The organism is Bacillus sp. FJAT-44742, assembly GCF_002797315.1.
Lineage (GTDB): Bacteria > Bacillota > Bacilli > Bacillales > Marinococcaceae > Thalassorhabdus > Thalassorhabdus alkalitolerans.
The window spans coordinates 2,938,615-2,959,970 of record NZ_KZ454936.1 but is presented as its reverse complement, the minus strand read 5'-3'; the positions used below and the strand labels follow the sequence as shown (position 1 = coordinate 2,959,970).

The 21,356-nt window shown below is 42.0% G+C and carries 19 protein-coding genes and 1 other RNA gene; 16 read left to right on the top strand and 4 right to left on the bottom strand.

Annotated elements, in window-relative coordinates:
- The first annotated feature begins 6 nt into the window (after window positions 1-6).
- The 13 genes from rnr (at window position 7) to CEF17_RS20655 (ending at window position 12,159) form a co-directional block, all read left to right on the top strand.
- The gene (gene rnr, locus CEF17_RS14645; protein WP_232725584.1) at window positions 7-2,298 is read left to right on the top strand and encodes a ribonuclease R; all 2,292 of its coding nucleotides are present in this window, start codon (window positions 7-9) and stop codon (window positions 2,296-2,298) included.
- Window positions 2,299-2,494: 196 nt separating this feature from the next.
- Entirely contained in the window at window positions 2,495-2,974 is a 480-nt protein-coding gene (gene smpB / locus CEF17_RS14640; RefSeq protein ID WP_054636845.1) for an SsrA-binding protein SmpB, read from the top strand.
- 380 nt (window positions 2,975-3,354) lie between these two features.
- Window positions 3,355-3,719: a transfer-messenger RNA gene (gene ssrA, locus CEF17_RS14635) on the top strand.
- 281 nt (window positions 3,720-4,000) lie between these two features.
- The gene (locus CEF17_RS20665; RefSeq protein ID WP_100400176.1) at window positions 4,001-4,426 is read left to right on the top strand and encodes a nuclease-related domain-containing protein; all 426 of its coding nucleotides are present in this window, start codon (window positions 4,001-4,003) and stop codon (window positions 4,424-4,426) included.
- A 343-nt stretch (window positions 4,427-4,769) separates the two neighbouring features.
- The gene (locus CEF17_RS20660) at window positions 4,770-4,961 is read left to right on the top strand and encodes a hypothetical protein (protein ID WP_232725521.1); all 192 of its coding nucleotides are present in this window, start codon (window positions 4,770-4,772) and stop codon (window positions 4,959-4,961) included.
- Between the two features lie 462 nt (window positions 4,962-5,423).
- Window positions 5,424-5,804 carry a Na-translocating system protein MpsC family protein gene (locus tag CEF17_RS14620; protein WP_100400174.1) on the top strand — a complete coding sequence of 127 codons (381 nt, stop codon included), beginning with the start codon at window positions 5,424-5,426 and terminating at the stop codon, window positions 5,802-5,804.
- A gap of 225 nt (window positions 5,805-6,029) precedes the next feature.
- Complete coding sequence (locus tag CEF17_RS14615) at window positions 6,030-7,040, top strand: sodium-dependent bicarbonate transport family permease (RefSeq protein ID WP_100400173.1); 1,011 nt, start codon at window positions 6,030-6,032, stop codon at window positions 7,038-7,040.
- Between the two features lie 179 nt (window positions 7,041-7,219).
- Window positions 7,220-7,408 carry a BshB3 potential contributor to bacillithiol synthesis gene (locus tag CEF17_RS14610; protein WP_100400172.1) on the top strand — a complete coding sequence of 63 codons (189 nt, stop codon included), beginning with the start codon at window positions 7,220-7,222 and terminating at the stop codon, window positions 7,406-7,408.
- A 151-nt stretch (window positions 7,409-7,559) separates the two neighbouring features.
- On the top strand, window positions 7,560-8,264 hold the full coding sequence (locus CEF17_RS14605) for a response regulator transcription factor (protein ID WP_100400171.1): 705 nt from the start codon (window positions 7,560-7,562) through the stop codon (window positions 8,262-8,264).
- The gene (locus tag CEF17_RS14600) at window positions 8,261-9,664 is read left to right on the top strand and encodes a HAMP domain-containing sensor histidine kinase (RefSeq protein WP_100400170.1); all 1,404 of its coding nucleotides are present in this window, start codon (window positions 8,261-8,263) and stop codon (window positions 9,662-9,664) included. Before CEF17_RS14605 ends, CEF17_RS14600 begins: the two co-directional genes overlap by 4 nt.
- A gap of 16 nt (window positions 9,665-9,680) precedes the next feature.
- On the top strand, window positions 9,681-10,589 hold the full coding sequence (locus CEF17_RS14595; protein ID WP_100400169.1) for a F510_1955 family glycosylhydrolase: 909 nt from the start codon (window positions 9,681-9,683) through the stop codon (window positions 10,587-10,589).
- A gap of 233 nt (window positions 10,590-10,822) precedes the next feature.
- Window positions 10,823-11,770 carry a hypothetical protein gene (locus tag CEF17_RS14590; protein WP_232725520.1) on the top strand — a complete coding sequence of 316 codons (948 nt, stop codon included), beginning with the start codon at window positions 10,823-10,825 and terminating at the stop codon, window positions 11,768-11,770.
- Window positions 11,771-11,775: 5 nt separating this feature from the next.
- Window positions 11,776-12,159, top strand: a complete 384-nt coding sequence (locus tag CEF17_RS20655) for a hypothetical protein (protein WP_232725519.1) — start codon at window positions 11,776-11,778, stop codon at window positions 12,157-12,159.
- Between the two features lie 163 nt (window positions 12,160-12,322).
- On the opposite strand, the gene CEF17_RS14585 is transcribed toward CEF17_RS20655, so the two are convergent.
- The 3 genes from CEF17_RS14585 to purT all read right to left on the bottom strand — a co-directional run bounded on the left by CEF17_RS14585 (window position 12,323) and on the right by purT (window position 15,969).
- Entirely contained in the window at window positions 12,323-13,525 is a 1,203-nt protein-coding gene (locus CEF17_RS14585; protein WP_269799480.1) for an ornithine--oxo-acid transaminase, read from the bottom strand.
- 52 nt (window positions 13,526-13,577) lie between these two features.
- Entirely contained in the window at window positions 13,578-14,489 is a 912-nt protein-coding gene (rocF, locus tag CEF17_RS14580; RefSeq protein ID WP_100400167.1) for an arginase, read from the bottom strand.
- 304 nt (window positions 14,490-14,793) lie between these two features.
- Window positions 14,794-15,969, bottom strand: coding sequence for a formate-dependent phosphoribosylglycinamide formyltransferase (purT, locus tag CEF17_RS14575; protein ID WP_100400166.1), 1,176 nt, complete (start codon window positions 15,967-15,969; stop codon window positions 14,794-14,796).
- 469 nt (window positions 15,970-16,438) lie between these two features.
- Between purT and CEF17_RS14570 the strand changes: the two genes are divergently transcribed.
- Window positions 16,439-18,487, top strand: coding sequence for a peptidoglycan D,D-transpeptidase FtsI family protein (locus CEF17_RS14570; RefSeq protein WP_232725518.1), 2,049 nt, complete (start codon window positions 16,439-16,441; stop codon window positions 18,485-18,487).
- A 44-nt stretch (window positions 18,488-18,531) separates the two neighbouring features.
- Here CEF17_RS14570 and CEF17_RS14565 read toward each other — a convergent pair whose 3' ends face one another.
- Window positions 18,532-19,380 (bottom strand): ATP-dependent DNA ligase, encoded by an 849-nt coding sequence (locus CEF17_RS14565; protein WP_100400164.1) that lies wholly within the window; start codon window positions 19,378-19,380, stop codon window positions 18,532-18,534.
- 274 nt (window positions 19,381-19,654) lie between these two features.
- Here CEF17_RS14565 and CEF17_RS14555 point away from each other — a divergent pair, with 274 nt between their 5' ends.
- Complete coding sequence (locus tag CEF17_RS14555; RefSeq protein ID WP_100400162.1) at window positions 19,655-20,029, top strand: Na-translocating system protein MpsC family protein; 375 nt, start codon at window positions 19,655-19,657, stop codon at window positions 20,027-20,029.
- A 293-nt stretch (window positions 20,030-20,322) separates the two neighbouring features.
- On the top strand, window positions 20,323-21,345 hold the full coding sequence (locus tag CEF17_RS14550; RefSeq protein WP_100400161.1) for a Nif3-like dinuclear metal center hexameric protein: 1,023 nt from the start codon (window positions 20,323-20,325) through the stop codon (window positions 21,343-21,345).
- Window positions 21,346-21,356: the final 11 nt, after the last annotated feature.

Below are 21,356 nucleotides of genomic sequence, written 5' to 3'. Positions count from 1 at the left end.
ACATTTATGAAAGAAGATGCAGAAAAGCCGATGTCAGTGGAAGAGATTAAAGAAGCCTTTGACTCGGAAAGCTCCAGCAAGCTTAAGGACATGATGAAATCTTTAAATGAGCTGGAAGAAGAGGGCCTCATCGTCCGGACAAGAAGCAATAGATACGGTGTGCCTGAAAAAATGAATTTAATGCGAGGGAAGGTACAAAGCCACCAAAAAGGGTTTGCTTTTATCCTACCCGAAGAAAAAGACAGAGATGATGTCTTTGTGCCGCCTAATGAGTTAAATGGGGCAATGAACAAAGACCTTGTTCTCGTTCGCGTAAATTCCTCCTCCTCGGGTTCCCGGGCGGAAGGGACAGTCGTGCGAATATTAGAAAGAGGAACAACAAAGGTTGTCGGAACCTTTATTGATTCTAAATCCTATGGATTTGTCGAGGTTGACGACAAACATATTACAAACGATATTTTCATTCCAAAAGGTAAGGAGCATGGGGCAGTAGATGGCCACAAAGTGGTGGTGGAAATCACGAAATATCCTGAAGGCAGAATGAGTGCTGAAGGCAGCGTAGTAAATATTCTTGGCCATAAAAATGACCCAGGGATCGATATTCTGTCTGTCATTCATAAACATGGCCTTCCTGGTGATTTTCCAGAAGAGGTTACAGACCATGCGAACAGCATTTCCGATCAAATTGATCCGCAAGAGATCGAAGGCCGCCGTGACTTGCGGGATGAAACGATAGTGACCATTGACGGCGCCGATGCAAAGGATCTTGATGATGCTGTTCATGTGAAAAAACTGGACAACGGAAACTACATCCTTGGTGTTCACATCGCTGACGTCAGCTATTATGTGGAGGAAGGCTCTCCGATAGATGAGGAGGCCTTTGAACGAGGAACAAGTGTATATTTGGTTGACCGGGTTATTCCAATGATTCCCCACCGACTGTCTAATGGAATTTGTAGTTTGAATCCTAAGGTAGACCGTCTTACGTTGTCATGTGAAATGGAGATTACTCCCCAAGGAGAGGTTGTAAAACATGACATCTTCGAAAGTGTGATTCGTACAAATGAACGGATGACCTATACAGATGTCCGCCTGATTCTTGAGGAAAAGGATGAAGAAACAAGAGAGAAATATAATGATCTTGTTCCTTTCTTTGAAAGAATGGAAGATCTTGCAGCCATCCTCCGTAAAAAACGCTTTGACCGAGGAGCAATTGACTTTGATTTCAAAGAGGCAAAAGTGCTTGTGGATGAAGAAGGAAAACCAACAGATGTGGTGCTTCGTGACCGTTCGGTCGCAGAAAAGCTCATCGAAGAATTTATGCTTGCGGCAAACGAGACCATAGCTGAGCATTTCCACTGGATGAAGGTTCCTTTTATGTACCGGATTCACGAGGATCCTGACGAAGAAAAGCTTCAGCACTTTCTTGAGTTTGTGACTAATTTTGGATACGTGGTAAAAGGAAGTGCTAACTCTGTCCATCCTCGTTCCCTGCAACAGGTGCTTGAAGAAGTTGCCGGTGAACCGGAACAAGCTGTAATCAGCACGGTCATGCTCCGTTCCATGAAACAGGCAAGATATGATTCTTCTAATGAAGGGCACTTTGGCCTTGCTTCCGATTTCTATACTCATTTTACATCGCCAATCCGGCGGTACCCGGATCTTATCGTGCACAGGCTGATACGTGAGTATCTGGTTAAGAACAAGAATGATCAGACCACCCAGGAAAGCTGGAAGGAAAAGCTTTCAAATATCGCTCAGCACGCCTCTGATATGGAGCGGCGGGCAGTGGATGCTGAACGTGAAGTTGATGACTTGAAAAAGGCTCAATATATGGAAGATAAAGTCGGCGAAGAATTTAGCGGCATAGTAAGCGGTGCCGCCAACTTCGGACTGTTTGTAGAGCTTGAAAATACAATCGAAGGTATGGTTCATGTCAGCTATATGACTGATGATTATTACCATTTCGATGAAAAACAATATGCAATGATCGGGGAACGGACAGGCAACATTTTCCGAATCGGCGATCAGGTCGAAGTGAGAGTCGTCAAGGTTAATGTAGATGAAGCAGATATTGACTTTGAGATTGTCGGCATGAAGGACAATAAGAAAAGAACCCGCAAGGAACGCCCAAAAGTGATTGAAGGTGGAAAGAGAAACGGAAAACCTTCAGATAAGACAGGTTCTTCTGCGGACAAGCCGAAAAAGGGCCGTTCCAAAGTGAAAATGAAGCAAAAAGGAAACAAGAAATTTTATGAAAATGCTCCGAAAAATAAACGGAAAAAGAAAAGAAAGTAAATCCGAGTAAAAAGGAAGCAGGCTTGATATGGGCCTTCTTCCTTTTCGACTTTTACCCGCTGTCTTTAGGGGGGAAGGATTCACACGGCCAAAGACCGGTTTATCAGGAAAGGAAAGGTGTTTTTCCCGTTTATTGACGCTTTGAATCGGCCTTTGGTAAGATTAGATGATAACAGGAGAGAAGGGTGCATTCGTTATGGCAAAGAAAACAGAAGGACAAACCATTGCTCAAAATCGAAAAGCCCGCCATGATTATACGATTGAAGAAACATATGAAGCGGGAATGGTTCTTCAAGGTACGGAAATTAAGTCAATCAGGGCTGGGAAAGCAAACATTAAAGACAGTTTCGCAAGGGTGGACCGAAACGGCGAGGTGTTCCTGCACAACGCTCACATCAGTCCATACGAGCAGGGAAATCGGTATAACCATGATCCTTTGCGAACAAGAAAGCTTCTTTTACACAAGAAAGAAATCTCAAAGCTGATCGGTCAGACTCAGCAGCAAGGCTATTCCCTTATCCCTTTGAAGATGTATATAAAAAATGGTGTAGCCAAAGTTTTAATTGGATTGGCAAAAGGGAAAAAGAAATATGATAAACGCCAGTCCTTAAAAGAAAAGGATGCAAAGCGTGAAATGGATAAAGCGATCGGCCGCAAGATGAAAGGGATGGAATAAGGTTTCCTGTTGAGATAAGGTACTGTCTGGTAATGGGGGTCTGCTCGATAAGAGGAAATTGCGTTGTAAGAGGTAACCGCCTGGGAAAGGGTAAGGGCGGAAAAAGAGGCAAGTGTCTGATATTGGGCAGCTGCTCAGAGCCCTCTTGAAGGTTGAGAGAAAATGTGTTACCTTGCTTTAGTGGCTGTCGCATCAAATGGACAGCACTACTTTAAACAATATTTTTATAAAAAAGGGGTTGTATTTCTCTGGGTATTTGCTATAATAGTATATCCAAAGGGAAAACAACAATACAATTTCATAGATTGTTTATATGTTACTCTGTATTCCCCCCTTTGAAGTGATGATCTTGTTTAAGTACAGACATCCTTTCTAAATATGGGGACGATACGGATTCGACAGGGATAGGTCGAGCTTGAGTAGCGAGCCGAGTCGGCAACCTCGTTAAACTGCCACGCCAATAATAACTGGCAAATCAGAACAAAACCTCGCAGTAGCTGCGTAAGTAGCTTCATGCGGATCCTCCATTCCATCTCCCGTGTGGAATGCTTAGAGGGTCTCACTCATTAGCGGGATACGCTGTCTGGCCACCGTCTGAGGTCAGCAGAAGAGACTAATCAGACTAGCCTCACGGAAGCCGGTTACTGGGCTGAAGTGCAGGCGAATGATAATACAGTAACTACGCTCGTAGAAGCTGAAGTGCCGATATCTCTGGACGTGGGTTCGACTCCCACCGTCTCCACCATACATAATGTAGGGTGGTTTTTTTATTTTGTCGTCTTAATTATGAGGCTGTGCATGATCGGCGTTGGTGAGGTTACAGAGAGTCGGGAGGGGGCGAAAATTGACGAAAGTTGTCGTTTGACCCAATTATCTCGTTTTTGACCCAATTATCTTGAAAAATGACCTAAATAACCAAAAAAGTGACCCAAAAAATCAAATTTTAACCAGATTCACAATTTTACTGCAGGAAATGTCACCGTATAAGTAGAAACAAGTGACCAACACTAGGCAAGGAGGCAAGAAATGATCGTAAAACCCCGTTTAATCCCCCGTTACTTACAGCAATTAGAAGCTCTTCTAAGAAGACTGCCTGAAAATCACCCAAAAAGAGAAGCAATAACCGAAGACTTGGCAAAAAGAAGGGCAGGATACCAAGGTGAAAAAAATATTGACTATCCTTTAAGCTTTTTGCCGGAAAAAGAGTACCATATTTTTCATGACCTGAGGCTTTTTGACGGCTCCCACCATTTTCAAATAGATACGTTAATAGTGTCTCCTCGATTTATCCTTATTTTAGAAGTGAAAAACATTACCGGTACCCTCTTTTTTGATTCAGCATTCAACCAACTTATACGTACCAGGGATTTGAAAGGAAGAAGCATTTCCCGACCCGCTAATCCAGGTCGAACGGCAAAGTCTTCAATTAAAAAAATGGCTGAAGAACAATAACTATGTGAATATGCCGGTAAGTGAACTGGTTGTTATTGGATCCCCGCGAACCCTTCTGAAAACCACCCCCGATAATCAATATATTTACAATAAAGTAATTCTCAGTCCCAAACTTCCTCAAGTAATTAGGAAACTAGAGAAAGCATTCCCCAATAAAGTAATACATTCTAAACGCTTTCTCAAACTTTCTTCCCTCCTCATTGATCACCACTGTCCATTACATGTAAATGTGCTAAAACGTTATGAAATCAGAGAGAAAGAGATCCTTAAAGGAGTGTGCTGCCCACAGTGTGACTATGTTCCAATGACAAGAGCAAGAGGAAAGTGGATGTGCTTTCAATGTTTGCATACCTCCAAGGACTGTTACAAAGAGACATTACAAGATTACAGCCTGTTGATAAACTCCATCATTACTAATAAAAAGGCACGGGAATTTTTGTTGGTTTCTTCCCAGCCAGTAATGAAAAGCCTGTTAGCTAATGCAAACCTCTCTCACAGCGGAACGACGAAAGGAACGCTTTATCATCTCGAATAACATCCTTCTTCCAGCTTGTCTTCTTTACTGTACCTCTGAAACCTTTTTTAAACTTTACCAACGCACCTGCCCTCACCAACTCACTGATGTTGGGACTGTGTAAGTGCTTGAAGAAGTACTGACTGACAGGGAGGACCTGGGTTATTATTTATACAACACATTAGCGCTCGTAAGAGGCATGAAGCATATGATGAGCGTTAATAACAACAGACCAATGGACATATGTAAACGGGGCCTATTCTTCCATATTTTTGGTAAAATTGAAGTGTGCGGAACAGCCCTTTTTTAAAAAGGTATAAAATTTAAATTGACAGATACATATAATTAATAATATAATTCTTTTAACCTCTGATGTTAAGGGGCTCCATCTTGCTAAGGGGCAAATGAGCAGTCTGTTATAAAGGTATTTATGGCATGCTGAAAATTTGTTATCTAAGCTATATTACACGAGTGGAGGAAGCAATGACTTCTCAGCAGCTTCGTAAAAAAGGGATGCTGGAATCCGAAATTAGTAAGGCTTTTACCCAGTGGGAAAAAGACTACTTAGGACGGGGATCAGTAAAAGTAAAAACAGTCCTTGTACGACATATGATTATCGTAGTTGTTAACGGGATTTTAGCGCCTGCGGAACGAGAGCTTGCCAAAGACAGACAGGGCATGCTTTCGATTAAGAAGAGCAGAGCTGACTTGATTGAAACCGGCAACGCTCAACTGAAACAAATTATCTATGATATAACGGGTGAAAACGTGAAAAGCTTTCATACTGACATGAGCATTCCTCAAGGGGAGCGTGTCATTATTTTTATGCTACATTCAGATCTTCAAGCGAAGATCCCTTCATAAAATGGGAGATCATTTAAACGCAGAGAATGCGAGTGAATGATAAACCGACATTCATCTAAAAAGGAAGTGGGCAGCCACCCATGCATCCTTTTTACATGGTGTCGGTTTTTTTATTGCCTTCATCTGCACCGACACTGCTCGAGACACACCGCTTTGAATATAAACAATGCTGCTAAAAAATTTACGAATAAAAAAATGTAATAGATGGAAAGGGTGAAGAAACCGATGGAAATTATCTTACAAAACCTGCTTTCGCCAATTATCTTATTTTTTATCCTGGGCATTGTGGCTTCCTTATTCAAGTCTGATCTTTCGTTTCCCAGCGGGTTAAGTGAAGCACTAAGTATTTATCTATTAATTGCCATTGGGATTAAGGGAGGAATTGAGCTTTCTAATTACTCCTTTCAAACAGTCATCACCCCGCTTGCCGGAACTCTTTTTCTAGGGATTTTAACTCCTGTGTTAACCCTTGTGATTCTAAAAGTTTTCTTTAAAATGGATCTTCATAATGCGATTGGTCTTGCAGCCACCTACGGTTCTGTCAGTATTGTAACCTACGGTGCGGCGATTGCTTTCTTAGGAGATTTTGGTGTCAGCTACGAAAGCTTTATGAGCGCTATGGTTGTTGTCATGGAAATTCCCGCGATATTAGTCGCCCTTATCCTATTTGGGATGGCTCAGAGTAAAAAGAAACAGCAGGAAATGCCTGTACAAGGTGTTGGAATTGTAGCTCAGTCGCCAATTCCTCTCATTGATAAAAGCATTTTGCGGGAAAGCTTCTTTGGGAAAAGTGTTTTGCTTCTGTTAGGGAGCCTTCTTGTCGGCCTCGTAACAGGGGAGGATGCCATCCCGGTTGTTCAACCGTTATTTATGGATATGTATTACAGCGTCTTGATTCTTTTCTTGCTTAACATGGGACTCATTGCCGGAAAGCGATTAAGTGTCATCAAAGAACACGGCATTAAGCTTATCTCACTGGGAGTTGTTATTCCTGTAGTATACGGTGTGCTAGGTATTGTTACAGGATACGTTGTTGGCCTGTCTCAAGGAGGAGCAACCCTGATGGGAGTGTTAGCCGCTTCTGCTTCCTATATCGCAGCACCGGCTGCTCTTCGGGCGTCTGTGCCGAAGGCTAACCCATCTATTTATTTAGGGCTGGCTCTCGGAATAACCTTCCCGTTTAATTTAATTGTCGGCATACCGCTAATGTACGCTATTTCTCAGTGGTTTTATTAAAAAAACTTTCGTACAGCAGTCCGGTCCGGCTCCTTTGAGGAGCCGGATTTTTCTATTCCATCTTGAAGTCTTCATTTTAATTTACTACAATAAAAGCAACCCTTGCAGAATATGTAAGAAACATTTGCAGCTGCATGAACAGGACTATTTTGGAACAATAAGTTTAAAAGGAGTATAGTATGCAGCTTATTCAAATCATCTTTCCCTTACTAGTCTGTATTGCCGCCCTTGTTGTGACCTTGGGGCTCACAAGAAAAAAAGAGGAAAAATACGATCACCATGAAAGCATGTTTAATATGTCATTCATTTATTTAGCTATTATGCCAGCAGTTATTATTATCGTGGCAGGCGTCTTGATATTTTCGTAAGGAAGCCTGATAGGAGCTCACTCATAACGAGTGAGCTTTCATTATTTCTACAAAAATACTGTGCTTTCAAAAATGACAAGTACATATTTTCTTCATAACTGGGCTTTATACTATACATAGCCGTGAGACCTAACATAAGGGAGAAAATGAAATGAAGGACAAAATATTAATTGTAGATGACGAAAGCGAGATGAGAAAGCTTCTTCACGTTTGTATGTCACAGTCACCCTCCTTCCAGGCTGACAGCGTGGAGTCCGGAGAGAAGGCTTTGGAAAAGATTGAGGCAAACCAGTACGATTTACTCCTTCTTGATATTATGATGCCGGGAATGAGCGGCTTAGAGGTAATTACATATTTAAAAGAAAGAAGAAAGAAAGACATTCCAATTATACTCATCTCAGCCTTAGGAGAGACTGATCACGTCGTTGAAGGCCTAAATCTTGGTGCCGACGACTACATTGTGAAACCCTTTGAGCCAAAGGAGCTTCTGGCCCGTGTCTCTTCTGTAATCAGGCGAACGGGAAAAAGACTTCAAGAAAACGGTGTTTTTACCATACATGGGTTGGCTATTAACGTGGAAAAAATGAGGGTGGCCTATAAAAATGAAATTATCTCTTTTACTTCAAAAGAGTTCAGCATCCTTAAAAGAATGGCAATGCATCCGGGAAGGGTGTATACGAGAGAGCAGCTGGTAGAGCTGGAGTGGCAGGATTTTTATGAAGGTGAGCCTAGAAATATTGATACTCATGTTAAAAATATTCGAGAAAAGCTTAAAAAAGCCGGCTGCTCCACATCGGTCATAAAAACAGTGTGGGGCGTTGGATACCAGGTAGCTGAAGAGGATCGGACAAAATGAAGCTTTCCTATAAGATTGTTTTTATTTTTATGAGTGTGCTCCTTGTAACCATCATAGCTATGGCTGTTCCTTTTTATTATATATCAGAATCATTTTATAAAAATCACGTCATACAAGAGGTGGAGAACAGGCTTTCAGCGCACAGCAATGTATTTTTGGATCATCCAAGTGAAACCACGGTTCATCACATAGTAGAAATGGAAAATCAGGAAAAGGTTAATTTTATTTTGTATGATGAACAGCTCAAGCCTGTGGCTCAAACAGATAACATTACCCCTCAGCTGAGAGAAGAGTACAGCCGGTGGGTAACTGAACATGTGCTGGAAATGGAGGCTGGTACCTTCGAAGGAAGGACAGGTCTCGTAGAAATGGAGGGGCAGGCACATATTGCCCATATTTGGTCTATGTACCCTGTCACAGATGATGAAGGGGTCCTTGGCTATATGTTCATTGATCAGGACACAGGGGAGTTTAATGAGCCAAGAGTAAATTTGTTGATTCTCCTACTTGTTATGTGTTTCTTTGTGTTTATTCTTGGTTTTCTCGCTTTTTTGTTCCTATCCAAGCGTTTGACTCAGCCACTGGTGGAAATGGGAGAAATGACACATCAAATTGCTTCTGGAAAATATAATGTGATTTTGGATACAAAAGGTGAGGGAGAAGTAAAAGATCTGGAAAATGATATTCAGAGCATGGCTGATCAGCTTCAGCGCTACAGCCAGAGCAGACGGGAGTTTTTGTCACATATTTCTCACGATTTGCGGACGCCCATCACGTATATTAAAGCCTATTCATCTATTATGAAAGATGAGACGGGGATTTCAAAGGAATGGAGAGAGTACCTCGAAGTCATTTCTCAGCAGTCTAACCGGCTGGAAGGACTGGTTCAGGACCTTTTTCAGTTATCGCGCCTGGAAGAAGGAAAGGTTGAGATTGAAAAAGAGATGACCGAGATAAAACCTTGGCTCAGTGAACTATTGATTCAATATAAGAGGACCTTCAATGAAAAAGATATCACGTGTTCCTTGAAGGCAGACCATCAAAACATAAAGGTCTCTATTGACCCAAAAAAATTCCACCAGATCGTTGTTAACTTGCTGGAAAACAGTCTTAGATATACAGAAGCCGGCGGGAAGATTTCTTTTTTACTTTATGAGAAAGGCAAAGAGGTATCACTCATTATAAGTGATACAGGGAAAGGCATACCTGAAGAAGATCTTCCTCATGTGTGGGAGCGTTTTTACCGAGTGGATAAATCCAGATCTTCAGAAAATGGCGGAAGCGGCCTTGGGCTTGCCATAGTAAAGAAACTTGTTGACCTGCACGGTGGGGAAATTTCGATAAGCAGCACAAAAGGAAAAGGAACAACATTTACAATTACGTTACCAAAAGAAGGTTAGAAATTTGGAGGAAGCAATGAAAAACTTTAGCTTACCTATCGTAGTAATCTTGTTATTAGCTTTAACAGCATGTGGGTCAGCAGAGGAAACAAAAGGTGAGTCTTTGACACATATTTATGGATTATCATATAGCTTGAGTCAGCCGGGTGATCTTTATATCAGTACGCATCGTGGTCTTCTTCATATGTCTCGTGAGCGTGAATGGACGTGGATAGGAGAAGAACATGAGCGGCATGATTTAATGGGGTTTTCCATTATTAATAAAGAAACGATGATTTCAAGCGGCCATCCTGCCCCTTCTTCAGACTTACAAGACCCTCTTGGGATCATTAAAAGCAGCGATGGCGGGCGAACTTGGGAGCCTGTAGCTCTTCATGGAGAAGCAGACTTTCATCTTTTAGAAGCGAACAGTTTAAATAACCGCATGTATGGAATTGATGCGGCAAACTCAGAATTTTTTAGAACAGATAACAGTGGAGAGAGCTGGGAGGCCATTCAAACAGAGGGTTTCCCTGAAGATCTGTATGAGGTAAACGCTCTTGTTTCTCACTATCTTCAGCCAGAACATCTTTTAGCAGGGACAAAGAAAGGGATTTATGAGTCTCTTGATGGAGGAAACTCCTGGGAAAAACTTCATCAGCATAAGACATTTTCCGGTGCGGTCAACGACCGCCATAATTCCGAGCAAGTGTATGCCTACATGCCGGGTAATGGCATGGGCTTAATGAAGAGTAAGGATTTTGGTCACACATGGGTGAGTATGGACTTTAGGCTGAACGACGACGATTTTGTTACATTTATTGATGTGCATCCAGAAAACCCGGAAGAAATCTCAATAGCAACGTCAAATGAATCCATCTATCAAACACAGGATGGAGGTGAAACCTGGGAGGCTCTTATCGTAGACGGAGTTACTCAGGAATAAGTCAACATCGTTACAGGGGCAGTTCTCAAAATGAGAACTGCCTCTTTTTATATACCTTTATTTCTTCAAAATTTTGTTCTTCACATACTAAAACCATAATTTAATCTTATGATGATACAAATGCAGTCATTCTAAAATGCAGATAGGAGCGGGAAGGGCAATTCTCGCAGTCCTGCTGAAGACCAGGGTTGTATAGGAAGAAGGAACAAACTGAAAAAAGGAGAGTTGGAAAAATGAAAAAAAGACTGCTTTACATAAGTGCGCTATCAGGTGTTTTGCTACTTAGTGGATGTAATAGCGAAGAAGAACCACAAACTGATAACGAAACTGCTGGTGGTCATGAAGACCATATGGAAGAAATGGAAGAACTCCATGAAGATCATATTGGAGATGGTCACGGCAGTCATGAGGACCATGGTGAAGGACATGGAGAGCACCACAGTGAAAGCACGGCAGAGGAAATTAAAGCAGAGGCAGGGGAAGAGGTTGGTACATTTAACGAAAGAGCCGAGGATGGTTTGCTTGTAAGTCAGACAAAAAATATAACAAGAATAGAAGAAAATGAATTAGAGGGTTTATCTATTGCGGTTTCACAGACAATTTGGCCATCTACTCATGAAGAAAACCAGCCTGGAACAGTAATAATGGTTCCGAAAGATCATTGGCAAGTTGCCTTAGCGGGATTAAATCTAGTTCATCACCCTAATGACGGGCCTGCTTTATTTACTGGTTCAGACAGCATTTCGGACAGTGTGTTGGCTGAGATAGAACGACTTCAGCCAAAAGGAAATGAGGATGGGACGGAAGTAATTGTCATGGGAGACGTGGATGAAAATGTTCTAGATCAGCTTAATGGATATGAAACTGAACATATCACAGCAGAAACTCCCGCAGCTTTTGCAGCGAAAATAGATGAAGCCTATGCAGAAGTGACAGGGAACATAACAGAAAACATTATTATTGGGTCATTGGAAGACGAGGACCAGACCCTTACTTCTATTGCTGGATACTGGATTGCCCATATGGAAGAAGGCCTGTTGTATGTAGCTGAGAATGAGATTCCGTCAGAAACCATAGAAGCGTTGGAAAAAAGAGAAGGGGAAGCTAACATATATGTATTAGGCTCTGAAACATTATCTCTGAAGAGGTTGCTGACCAGCTTGGTGAATATGGAAATGTAGAAAGAATGGAAGGGGAGACTCCCGCAGAGCTGTCTGTAGAATTTGCTCAGTTTAGAGATGAAGAGAATGAATTCGGCTGGGGGATTGATGAACCAGGACACGGGCTTACCTTTGTTTCAACAAACACACCAGAGCTTGCAATACCTGGAGCAGCATTTGCCCACCTGGGGAAACATACTCCTCTGATTTGGCTCGAAGAAGGGGAATTAGGTGAGGAGATGTATGAGTATTTTTCTCTCTTAAAGCCTGTGTTTGAAAACGATCCTATGGAAGGGCCTTATAACCACGGTTATGTGCTAGGGACTTTTGAAGATATATCCTTTCAGACGCAGGGTATTATTGATGAAAAACTGGAAATCGAAGGACTGCATGGCCACGGCGGGCATTAATCTATAGGATACACTTGGTGGGACGGAGTAACAAGACGTTTCAAAGGATCCTGGAGTAAAAAGGGTCATAAAGGCTTCTGCACCACTTGTGCAACCAAAATTATGTAAACCAAAAGGCTGCTATTAAGTCATAGTCTAGCAGCCTTTTTGTCTCTTTGTTGTTTTATTTTTTATCAAGAACCTTATAAATCTTTTCAATCGCCCAGTCCAGGTCCTTTTTTTCAATGATAAGAGGGGGAGCAAAACGAATCACTTTTTCGTGAGTTTCTTTACAAAGGATCCCTTCTTCTTTCAATTCCTCGCAATATTTTCTTGCAGGCTCTGTCAATTCAAGGCCGATAAACAGGCCTCTCCCCCTTACTTCCTTAATTTTCGGGTTAGAAATTTTTCTTAGCTTCTCTTTTACATATTCACCAAGCTCAAAAGAGCGCTGAATGAGATTTTCCTCTTCAATTACTTCTAAGGCTGCTATGGACACAGCGCAGGCAAGAGGATTGCCTCCAAATGTAGAACCATGGGAGCCGGGTTCAAAGACGCCTAAAATGTCTCTGTCAGCTGCAACCACCGAAATCGGAAACACACCGCCACCTAACGCTTTTCCTAAGATATACATATCAGGTGTTACGTTTTCCCAATCACAGGCAAATCGTTTACCAGAACGGCCGAGACCAGACTGAATTTCATCGGCAATAAAAAGTACATTGTGCTTCCTGCAAAATTCAAGGGCCTTTGACAAATATCCTTCAGGAGGGATCTGGATGCCTGCTTCTCCTTGTATAGGTTCGATCAAAAAAGCAGCCGTGTTTGCAGTGACAGCTTCTTGCAAAGCCGTAAGGTCTCCAAATGGAACCACCTTAATACCTGGAAGCATCGGCCCAAAATTTCGTTTATATTCTTCATTGGAGGAGAGGGACACAGCAGTCATTGTCCTCCCGTGAAAGTTCTCCTCCGCCACAATGATTTCTGCCTGGTTATCAGGTACACCTTTCACCTCATAGGCCCAGCGACGTGCGGCTTTAACCGCCGTTTCTACAGCCTCTGCACCTGTGTTCATAGGAAGAACCATATTTTTGCCGGTCAACTCTGCCACCTTTTTGTAGAAAGGAGCGAGCTGGTCGTTATGGAAAGCACGAGAGGTTAAGGTAATCTTATCGGCCTGGGTTTTGAGAGCGTTGATAATTTTTGGATGACAGTGTCCCTGGTTAACGGCTGAATAAGCACTTAGCATATCAAGATACCGGTTTCCTTCCGGGTCTTTCACCCAGGCACCCTTCCCTTCGGCTATGACAATAGGAAGAGGGTGGTAGTTTTTGGCGCCAATTTTTTCTGTTGTTTCGATGATTCCCTTTGAAGTGGTCACATAGATTCCTCCTTATCGCAGGAGCAGCAGGCTGCTTTTGCTTTTTAAAACTGCTATATCACGTGAGAACCAGCTTTTTTCCCAGCAGAGAAGCAACGAGTTCAGACGCTACATCAGCTGTCCTGTTTTTATCATCAAGAATAGGATTAACCTCTACAAACTCTGCTGAAGTGATTATTTTTGCCTCGGAAAGCATTTCAAGAGCCAGATGACTTTCCCGGTAGGTCAGGCCTCCCATGACCGGTGTACCGACGCCGGGGGCATCCAATGGATCAAGGGCATCCAGGTCAAGGCTTAGGTGAACACCGTCTGTTCTTTGTGATAAATAGTGAATGGTTTCCTCGATAACTTTGGGCATTCCAAGTCTGTCCACTTCGTGCATTGTAAATACTTTAATACCCTTTTCTTTGATTAATAGTTTCTCCCCCTCATCGATTGATCTTGCCCCTATAATCACGATGTTTTCTGCTTTTACTTTTGGCGAGTAATTCCCGATGTTGCGTAAAGAGGAATCGCCAAGTCCCAAATTGACTGCAAGGGGCATCCCATGAATGTTTCCTGATGGTGAGGTCTCACCTGTATTTAAATCAGCGTGGGCATCATACCAGATCAGACCAAGGTTCTCATAATGCCTGCTAATCCCTGAAATGGAACCAATGCTTATACTATGATCGCCTCCTAGAATAAGGGGGAATTTTCCTTCCTGCACAATAAGATTTACTTCTTTTTCAAGCTTTTCACTGGCTGCAAACACTTCTTTTAAGTTTCTCAGGTTCTTTTCAGGATCTTTTTCCTTTTCTGGACGGTCGATTCGGATATCTCCACAGTCCTTCACGTTATATCCTAGACTTGTAATTTGCTCTAGTAAGCCTGCGTATCTCATGGCACTTGGACCCATATCGACACCCCGGCGTCTTTGTCCCAGGTCCATTGGCACCCCAATGACTGAAATATCTTTATGTATAAACATTTTTTCATCCCCTTTATAAAGGTTTTCCTAATGAATTTGTGAGAAAAATAAAAACAATCCGACTAATTATATTATGCAGGAGAACAATTTGAATGGACAATAAAAAATAGTTTACTAGTTTTAGGGAGAAATGGGAGAAAGCGTTTCTTATATTGTATTTTTATCAGTCAAAGGATATGAAAGGGATTGGTGAGAATCAAAGGGGAAGTAAGGGCGCAGCTTTGCCTGCTCATAAAAAAGAATCCTGAAAAACGGAGCTATGTCCTTAGAAAGACTCCGTTATTCCAGGTTCTTTTTAAACAATTTATTTTGTGATGTTAATTTTCCCGGCTGCTTGGTTCGATCTGTCTCTCGCCTGATCGACTGTTTCGCCAGAGCTTAATACGACACCCATCCGTCTGCCTGGCTTTGTCATTGGTTTGCCGAACAGTCTTACTTGGGTGTGAGGGACAGATAAAGCTTCCTCCAATCCTTCAACCTGATAATCTTCTGACTGATGATCAGCCTTTATCGCATAAGTGGTGCCAGCAGTTAAGGTTGAAATCGATGGAACAGGGAATCCAAGAATTGCTCTTACATGCAAAGCGAACTCTGATAAGTCCTGAGTAACGAGAGTCACCATTCCTGTGTCATGGGGGCGGGGAGAGACTTCACTGAAATATACTTTATCTCGTGTAATGAAAAGCTCTACGCCAAATAGTCCGTAACCTCCTAGAGCATCAGTTACTTTTTTGGCCATGGCCTGTGCTTCCTTTAACTGTGCTTCACTCAAATAGGCAGGCTGCCAGGATTCAATATAATCTCCGTCCTGTTGAATATGGCCGATTGGTGAACAATAGGAGGTGCCTGATACCGACCGTACAGTCAGTAGAGTGATTTCAGAGTCAAAGTGAATCATTTCCTCGACAATGACCCGGGTATTTCGTCCTCTTCCTCCTTCAATTGCTTCGTTCCAGGAGGCTTCGGTCTCATCCATGCTTCTGCAGACACTTTGTCCTTTCCCGGAGGAGCTCATAACCGGCTTAATGACACAAGGTGTGCCAATGTCTTTCACAGCTTCTTTGAGTTCTTCCAGGTTGTTCGCAAAGCTGTACTTTGCCGTTAAAATTTCAAGCTCTTCACTGGCTAACCGTCTGATTCCTTCCCGGTCCATTGTAAGCTTCGTAGCATTAGCTGTAGGTACGACATGATACCCTTCCTGCTCAAGCTCTACAAGGGTATCTGTAGCAATCGCTTCAACTTCAGGAACAATACAATCCGGTTTAATCTCCTCAATAAGGTGACGGAGATCTTCTTTATGTAACATATCTACCGTATAGGCATGATGTGCAACCTGCATAGCCGGCGCATCAGCGTAATGGTCAACAGCAATGGTTTCTGCTCCCAGTCGTTGTGCTTCAATTACAACTTCTTTCCCAAGCTCTCCTGAACCTAGAACCATGATCTTTTTGGCATGTTTTTTTAGCGGTGCCCCATACATACTGCTTCCTCCTTGAATGTTAAGAAAATTAAAAGACTATGTAAATCATACCTTTAAAATCCTTGGTGTTCAAGGTTCAAAAACGAACAAAAATATAAATGATTTTATCTTTGTTCGTTTATAGTGCAGGGGTGTGTCTAAGGGAAGCACAAAATTGGTCAAGTCTCAGTTAATATTCTTGACTCACCTGAAACTTCAGCTTCAGGTTTTGATAAGCCATTGTCATAGAGTACAGTCCTTTTTTCTTGACTGGTTCTTATGTTAGGCCTACTCTTTCTAATAGATAAAATGAGGTAAGTGTTTTTTATTTTAAGTACTAATGAGTAATGAAACAGGGTAAAAGAATATTCGGAGAGTTTTATGACAGAAAAAAGTTGAGTGTTTTACCATCCGTTGTGATTATAGGATACACTTCGAGCGTTTTACATTATGGCGCTTGCATGTTAAGACAGCTTAGGAGGACAGGATATTGGCCAGGGAAAAACAACAAAAAAATAAGTTTTATTTAAATATATTATTTATTTTTGTCTTCTTACTTTTCTCCGCTCTCATTCTTCGTCTGGGCTTTCTGCAAATTGTAGAAGGGGATGACTATGTGAGAGAAGTGGAGGAGGAAGGAGAGACAACCGGCATTGATTCTCCCCGAGGATTAATGTATGACAGGCATGGCAACAAGGTAGTAGATAATGAATTGGTGCTTTCTCTTACTTATACGAATAGATCAGGTGTCTCGGATGAAGAGAGGATAGAGATTGCTCGACAATTGAACGAGGTCATTGAAATAGACTTAGAGGAAGAAGAAATAACAGATAGAGATTTACAGGATTTTTGGATTGTGACAAATGATGAAGAGGCGGAGGATCTTGTAAGTGAAGAAGAGATACAAGAGCTTACTGATGATGAATACTATGAGGTTTTGCTGGATCGAATCCCTGAAGAGGAAGTTGAAGGATTTAGTGAACAGGAGACACAAGTTGCGGCCATCTGGAGAGAAATGAATCAAGGTTTTTATGATGAGCCTCACCGAATAAAGCAGGACATTGATGAAGAATCTGCCCATGTTATTGGTGAGCATCTTGATAATTTGCCAGGAGTGGATTTGCTTCGGGATTCTCAAAGAAAATATATGTATGAAGACAGCTTTTCTCGATTTTTAGGCCGTACAGGTGCTATTCCGAGCGAAAGTCTTGATGATTATTTAGCGAGGGGATATGAACGGTCAGATGAGGTAGGCAGAAGCTTTCTCGAACTTGAATATGAGGAAGAACTGCGCGGGGAGAAAAGACTGTTAGAAGAGAATGTGGACGGCACACAAGAAGAGGCAGGACAGCGTGGCAGAGACCTTGTCTTATCTGTTGATATGGATCTTCAGCAAGAGGTTGAAGGCATTATTGAAGAGGAAATCAGCGGCTCTGAATCAGGCTTTATTAATGAGGCGGAAGCGTATGTAGTAATGATGGACCCCAATACTGGTGAACTTCTTTCCGTAGCGGGCTATGACGATCACTTAGGAGCAATTTCAAGCAGCTATGAAATGGGATCTACTGTAAAAGCAGCCTCTGTGATGATCGGCCTCGAAGAAGAAATTATCGAGCCGAATACCATTTTTGAAGACCGGGAAATTTCTCTTCCGGGTACTCCTGATATGAGTTCTGTCACAGACATGGGAGCCATCAATGACCTGACAGCTCTTGAGCGGTCATCCAATATTTACATGGCAGAAATTGCAATGAGAATGGCGGGATATGACTATGAGGAAGAGTGCTGCTGGGATGACATAGGAGGTTCCTATCAAACTTTCAGAAATTATTACAGCCAGTTTGGACTGGGAGAGGAAACCGGGATAGACCTGCCATCTGAATCTTCAGGCATTTCCGGGGACAGCGATTCGGGTGGTAATCTGCTGTATTTAAGCTTCGGACAGTATGACACGTACACGCCCCTTCAGCTGACGCAATACATTTCAACCATTGCCAACGGAGGGTCCAGGCTTCAGCCTAACCTTGTAAATGAGATTAGAGAGCCGAGCCGCGATACTGATGAATTAGGAGCCGTCCGTCAGCAGCATACTCCTAATGTTCTTAACCAGATTGATGTCAGCCCCAGTCATTTAGATAGAGTGCAAGAAGGACTTTGGCGTGTTATGAATGGAGAGGACGGAACGGCCAGAGATGAATTTGAAGATGCAGATTATGTAGCAGCTGGAAAAACAGGAACCGCGGAAGTACGTATCATTGAAGAAAGTACGGGTGATCCCGTAGATGGGAATAACCAGGCTTTGGTTGCCTATGCCCCTTATGATGATCCGGAAGTGGCAGTTAGCGTTGTTGTCCCATATGTATACACTGATGAGGATGGAGGCAGCCCAGGAACTGCTAACAGAATTGCTCGAGAAGCAATGGACGCCTTTTTTGAACTTCAGGAAGAGCGTCAGGAAGATACGGAGGAAGAAGAACAAGAAGAAGATCAAGAAGGATTATCAGAAGAAGAGTTGGATGAATTACTAGAAGAAGAATAAAAGAAAGGCCTGGAGTGCTCCTGGCCTTTCTTTTTATTTATGAATCAATAAGTCTCTTCCTTTTGAAACAGGAAATGGGAAAAGGAAGGGGCTCTTAATTTTCCGCTGTTCGTTTTCGGACGATGAAGCACACGGCACTGTATAATGCCAGGTTCCAGATAGACCACGTCTTCTGTTTCTTTTTGAGTAATTTGATTGGCCGCATAATAAAAGGCTGCTTTTTCCTTTGGACTCATGCCTGTCTCTACTGTTCCTGCTGGCGATCCATCCTCATAAGCAAGGTGGAATCCAAATCCATTTCTTTGATAGCCGTTTACCCACACATCAGTCCGTTCAAGGTTAATGACTTTTACCCAAAAACAGCTTCGCTGACCGAGGGTATATTTGGAATGTTTTTCTTTGAGGACAATGCCTTCCAGCATTCTTTCTTTTACTGCTTCAAACAATGCAGGACCATCACCTACTGTGTACTTTACTTTTGTGAGAGAGGGTGAGTCCTGTGGAATAACATCTGTTAGAATCATTTTTCTTTCAATCAAAGTTAAATTCGTCACATCTCTTCCCTTATAAAGAAGCACATCAAATGCTGCAAACGTAACAGGAAAACAAATCCTGGAGTGGAACCTCTCCAGGAGCCGGTCATAATCCGGGTGTCCATTCTCAGCAGCAGCAATTAATTCTCCGTCTATGGTAGTACCGGGCGGGAGGACAAGGGACTGCAGTTCTGGGAATTGCTCAGTCACTTCTAGTTGATTTCTTGTATAAAGACGAATTCTACGGTCAATGTTTGTTATGATCATACGAATGCCGTCTAGTTTAAGTTCGGCCAGATAATCAGTAGAATCAAATGGTGCATTATTCATTGCTTTATGTAAAAGCATGGGTTGTATCATGTTCGGTCACTCTCCCCAAGACAATTATAATGAGAGAAAGTGCAAAAGTAAGCATGAAATGGCTGGTAATATAATAATTTGTCAGAATATTTAACAAATTGTATTGACCTTCTGCCGGATTTAAAGTAAGCTTGTTTTATAAAGAATTTACTTTTAAAGGCAACGTATTTCTTTGCTGTTGTTATCTCAACGAGCTGGAACATACTTGCCAGGAAGAAGTAAATCATTGGTGATGACCTTCCTGAGGCAAATGTAGATAAGGGGGAGGAAATCTATGAATCATTTAGGAGATTTTAAACAAGAATTAATAAAAGATTATAATGATATTAACCGTCAATTGTTTGATATTGGTGTTAAGCACCAAAAGGTAGAAATTATTGGGGACAAAGTAATTATACTCGCCAATCATAAGAGAATTCCTTCTCTTAAATGTCTTGATGAGTCTAATCGTCTTGTTACAAGGTTAACAGACATATCCATTATAGAAAATTTTAAAGTCCAGCTAAAGAAGACGATTGAAGAAAAATATAATATGAAAATAAATGCGATACTTAAAGATTATGATCCTGCTACCGAATATTCAGGCACCATTATCATTCTCGAAAGGGAAGTAAGTTATTATCTAACAGAGCAATTTATGAAGGTATAGGATAAATGTATAGACTGTTGACTGGTCAAATGAACTCAAAGGAGTGCAGGAAAGCCGTCAACATTAAGCACACAGCAAGACTGTGGGTTTAATGTTGGCGGCTTTTTATATGGAAAAAAGCCGGCCGCTTTCCATTGTGAGTGCAAAACACCTATCTAATACAAGAGGGTTTTCTGGCAGCCTTGAGGTGGATTTTTTAAGAGAAAGGAAGGGATGAATTATTAAATTTCCAAAAAGCAGTGAAAAACCGTACAGGATCAAAGAATATTAACATTTTGGGGAGGAGAAAAATTATGACAAAAAATAAAGATGTGATTCAGGCGTTGGATACACTCACCGGAGGAAGAGTGGTTAAGTCCCTCCACGATATTACAGGGGGAGATCATCCCTTTGTAATCATGAAAAGTTCTAATATTCCAGGGAAGGAAGTCATCGAAATTCCAGGGTTAATTTACGGCAATCCAGAAAAGGAAATAAACAAACTGGCTGTAACCATGACACTGACGGAAGGGTCTATAGAGCTGGCGGGGGCCACAGGGGTTGATGCAATTGTGGCCCACCACCCTATTGCAGAAGCTGCAAATTCAGGCGGAGTCCCATTAAAAAATTATTTAGATCTTTACGATCTTTCAGTGTTTGAGCTTCATGAATCCTTTCATGGTCTTCACCCTGGTATTCCTTTTCTCCATGGTCATAAGGTGCACAGGTCTGAGATCTGTTTTGGCGGTCTCCACGGAAATGTTTTATTTGTCGGACAAGCCTACCCAAAAGTAAATACATTAGGGGATATGTTGTCAAGACTGGATACCTTCATGGGTTTCAAAGAAGAGGAAGAGGTCACAAACAGAGAAAAAGTGATTAAACAAGCAGATTCAACGATAGAAACGACTCTAGTTACCAGAGGGAGAATCCTAATCGGAGAAGAAGAGAGCCCAGTGGAAAATATTCTTCATATTTTCCCTCATACAGGCTTTTCTCCGGATCATCTGCGGCAGGCTGTCAAGGAGCATCCAGAAGCAGACACAGTCCTTGCTTCCATCAGCAGAGTGTATGAGGGCCATGCGTTAATAGAAACGGCAAGGGAGCTGGGTCTTAATTTCATAGTTGGGAACTGTCATGCTTTGGAAATATTAGAAAACGGTCTGCCATTAGCTTATGCCCTGGACAGCCTGCTTCCCAAAGTAGATGTGGTCGTGTTCAGAGAAAGAATTACAAGCACCTCTCTTCATGAGATGGGAAATCAGTATATCAAGGACTACGGTGAAAGTATGGCATCAAAGTATTTAGTTAATAAAGCCACACAGGTTATTTTATAGGAGGGATAAGT

What these genes read in the sequence shown, in the direction of transcription:
- rnr (WP_232725584.1), top strand. Translation starts at nt 7, where the DNA reads ATGAAAGAAGATGCAGAAAAGCCGATGTCAGTGGAAGAGATTAAAGAA.
- CEF17_RS14565 (WP_100400164.1), bottom strand. Translation starts at nt 19,380, where the DNA reads ATGATACAACCCATGCTTTTACATAAAGCAATGAATAATGCACCATTT.
- CEF17_RS14610 (WP_100400172.1), top strand. Translation starts at nt 7,220, where the DNA reads ATGCAGCTTATTCAAATCATCTTTCCCTTACTAGTCTGTATTGCCGCC.
- purT (WP_100400166.1), bottom strand. Translation starts at nt 15,969, where the DNA reads ATGTATGGGGCACCGCTAAAAAAACATGCCAAAAAGATCATGGTTCTA.
- CEF17_RS14590 (WP_232725520.1), top strand. Translation starts at nt 10,823, where the DNA reads ATGAAAAAAAGACTGCTTTACATAAGTGCGCTATCAGGTGTTTTGCTA.
- CEF17_RS14605 (WP_100400171.1), top strand. Translation starts at nt 7,560, where the DNA reads ATGAAGGACAAAATATTAATTGTAGATGACGAAAGCGAGATGAGAAAG.
- CEF17_RS14600 (WP_100400170.1), top strand. Translation starts at nt 8,261, where the DNA reads ATGAAGCTTTCCTATAAGATTGTTTTTATTTTTATGAGTGTGCTCCTT.
- CEF17_RS14555 (WP_100400162.1), top strand. Translation starts at nt 19,655, where the DNA reads ATGAATCATTTAGGAGATTTTAAACAAGAATTAATAAAAGATTATAAT.
- CEF17_RS14595 (WP_100400169.1), top strand. Translation starts at nt 9,681, where the DNA reads ATGAAAAACTTTAGCTTACCTATCGTAGTAATCTTGTTATTAGCTTTA.
- CEF17_RS20665 (WP_100400176.1), top strand. Translation starts at nt 4,001, where the DNA reads ATGATCGTAAAACCCCGTTTAATCCCCCGTTACTTACAGCAATTAGAA.
- CEF17_RS14550 (WP_100400161.1), top strand. Translation starts at nt 20,323, where the DNA reads ATGACAAAAAATAAAGATGTGATTCAGGCGTTGGATACACTCACCGGA.
- smpB (WP_054636845.1), top strand. Translation starts at nt 2,495, where the DNA reads ATGGCAAAGAAAACAGAAGGACAAACCATTGCTCAAAATCGAAAAGCC.
- rocF (WP_100400167.1), bottom strand. Translation starts at nt 14,489, where the DNA reads ATGTTTATACATAAAGATATTTCAGTCATTGGGGTGCCAATGGACCTG.
- CEF17_RS14615 (WP_100400173.1), top strand. Translation starts at nt 6,030, where the DNA reads ATGGAAATTATCTTACAAAACCTGCTTTCGCCAATTATCTTATTTTTT.
- CEF17_RS14620 (WP_100400174.1), top strand. Translation starts at nt 5,424, where the DNA reads ATGACTTCTCAGCAGCTTCGTAAAAAAGGGATGCTGGAATCCGAAATT.
- CEF17_RS20655 (WP_232725519.1), top strand. Translation starts at nt 11,776, where the DNA reads ATGGAAGGGGAGACTCCCGCAGAGCTGTCTGTAGAATTTGCTCAGTTT.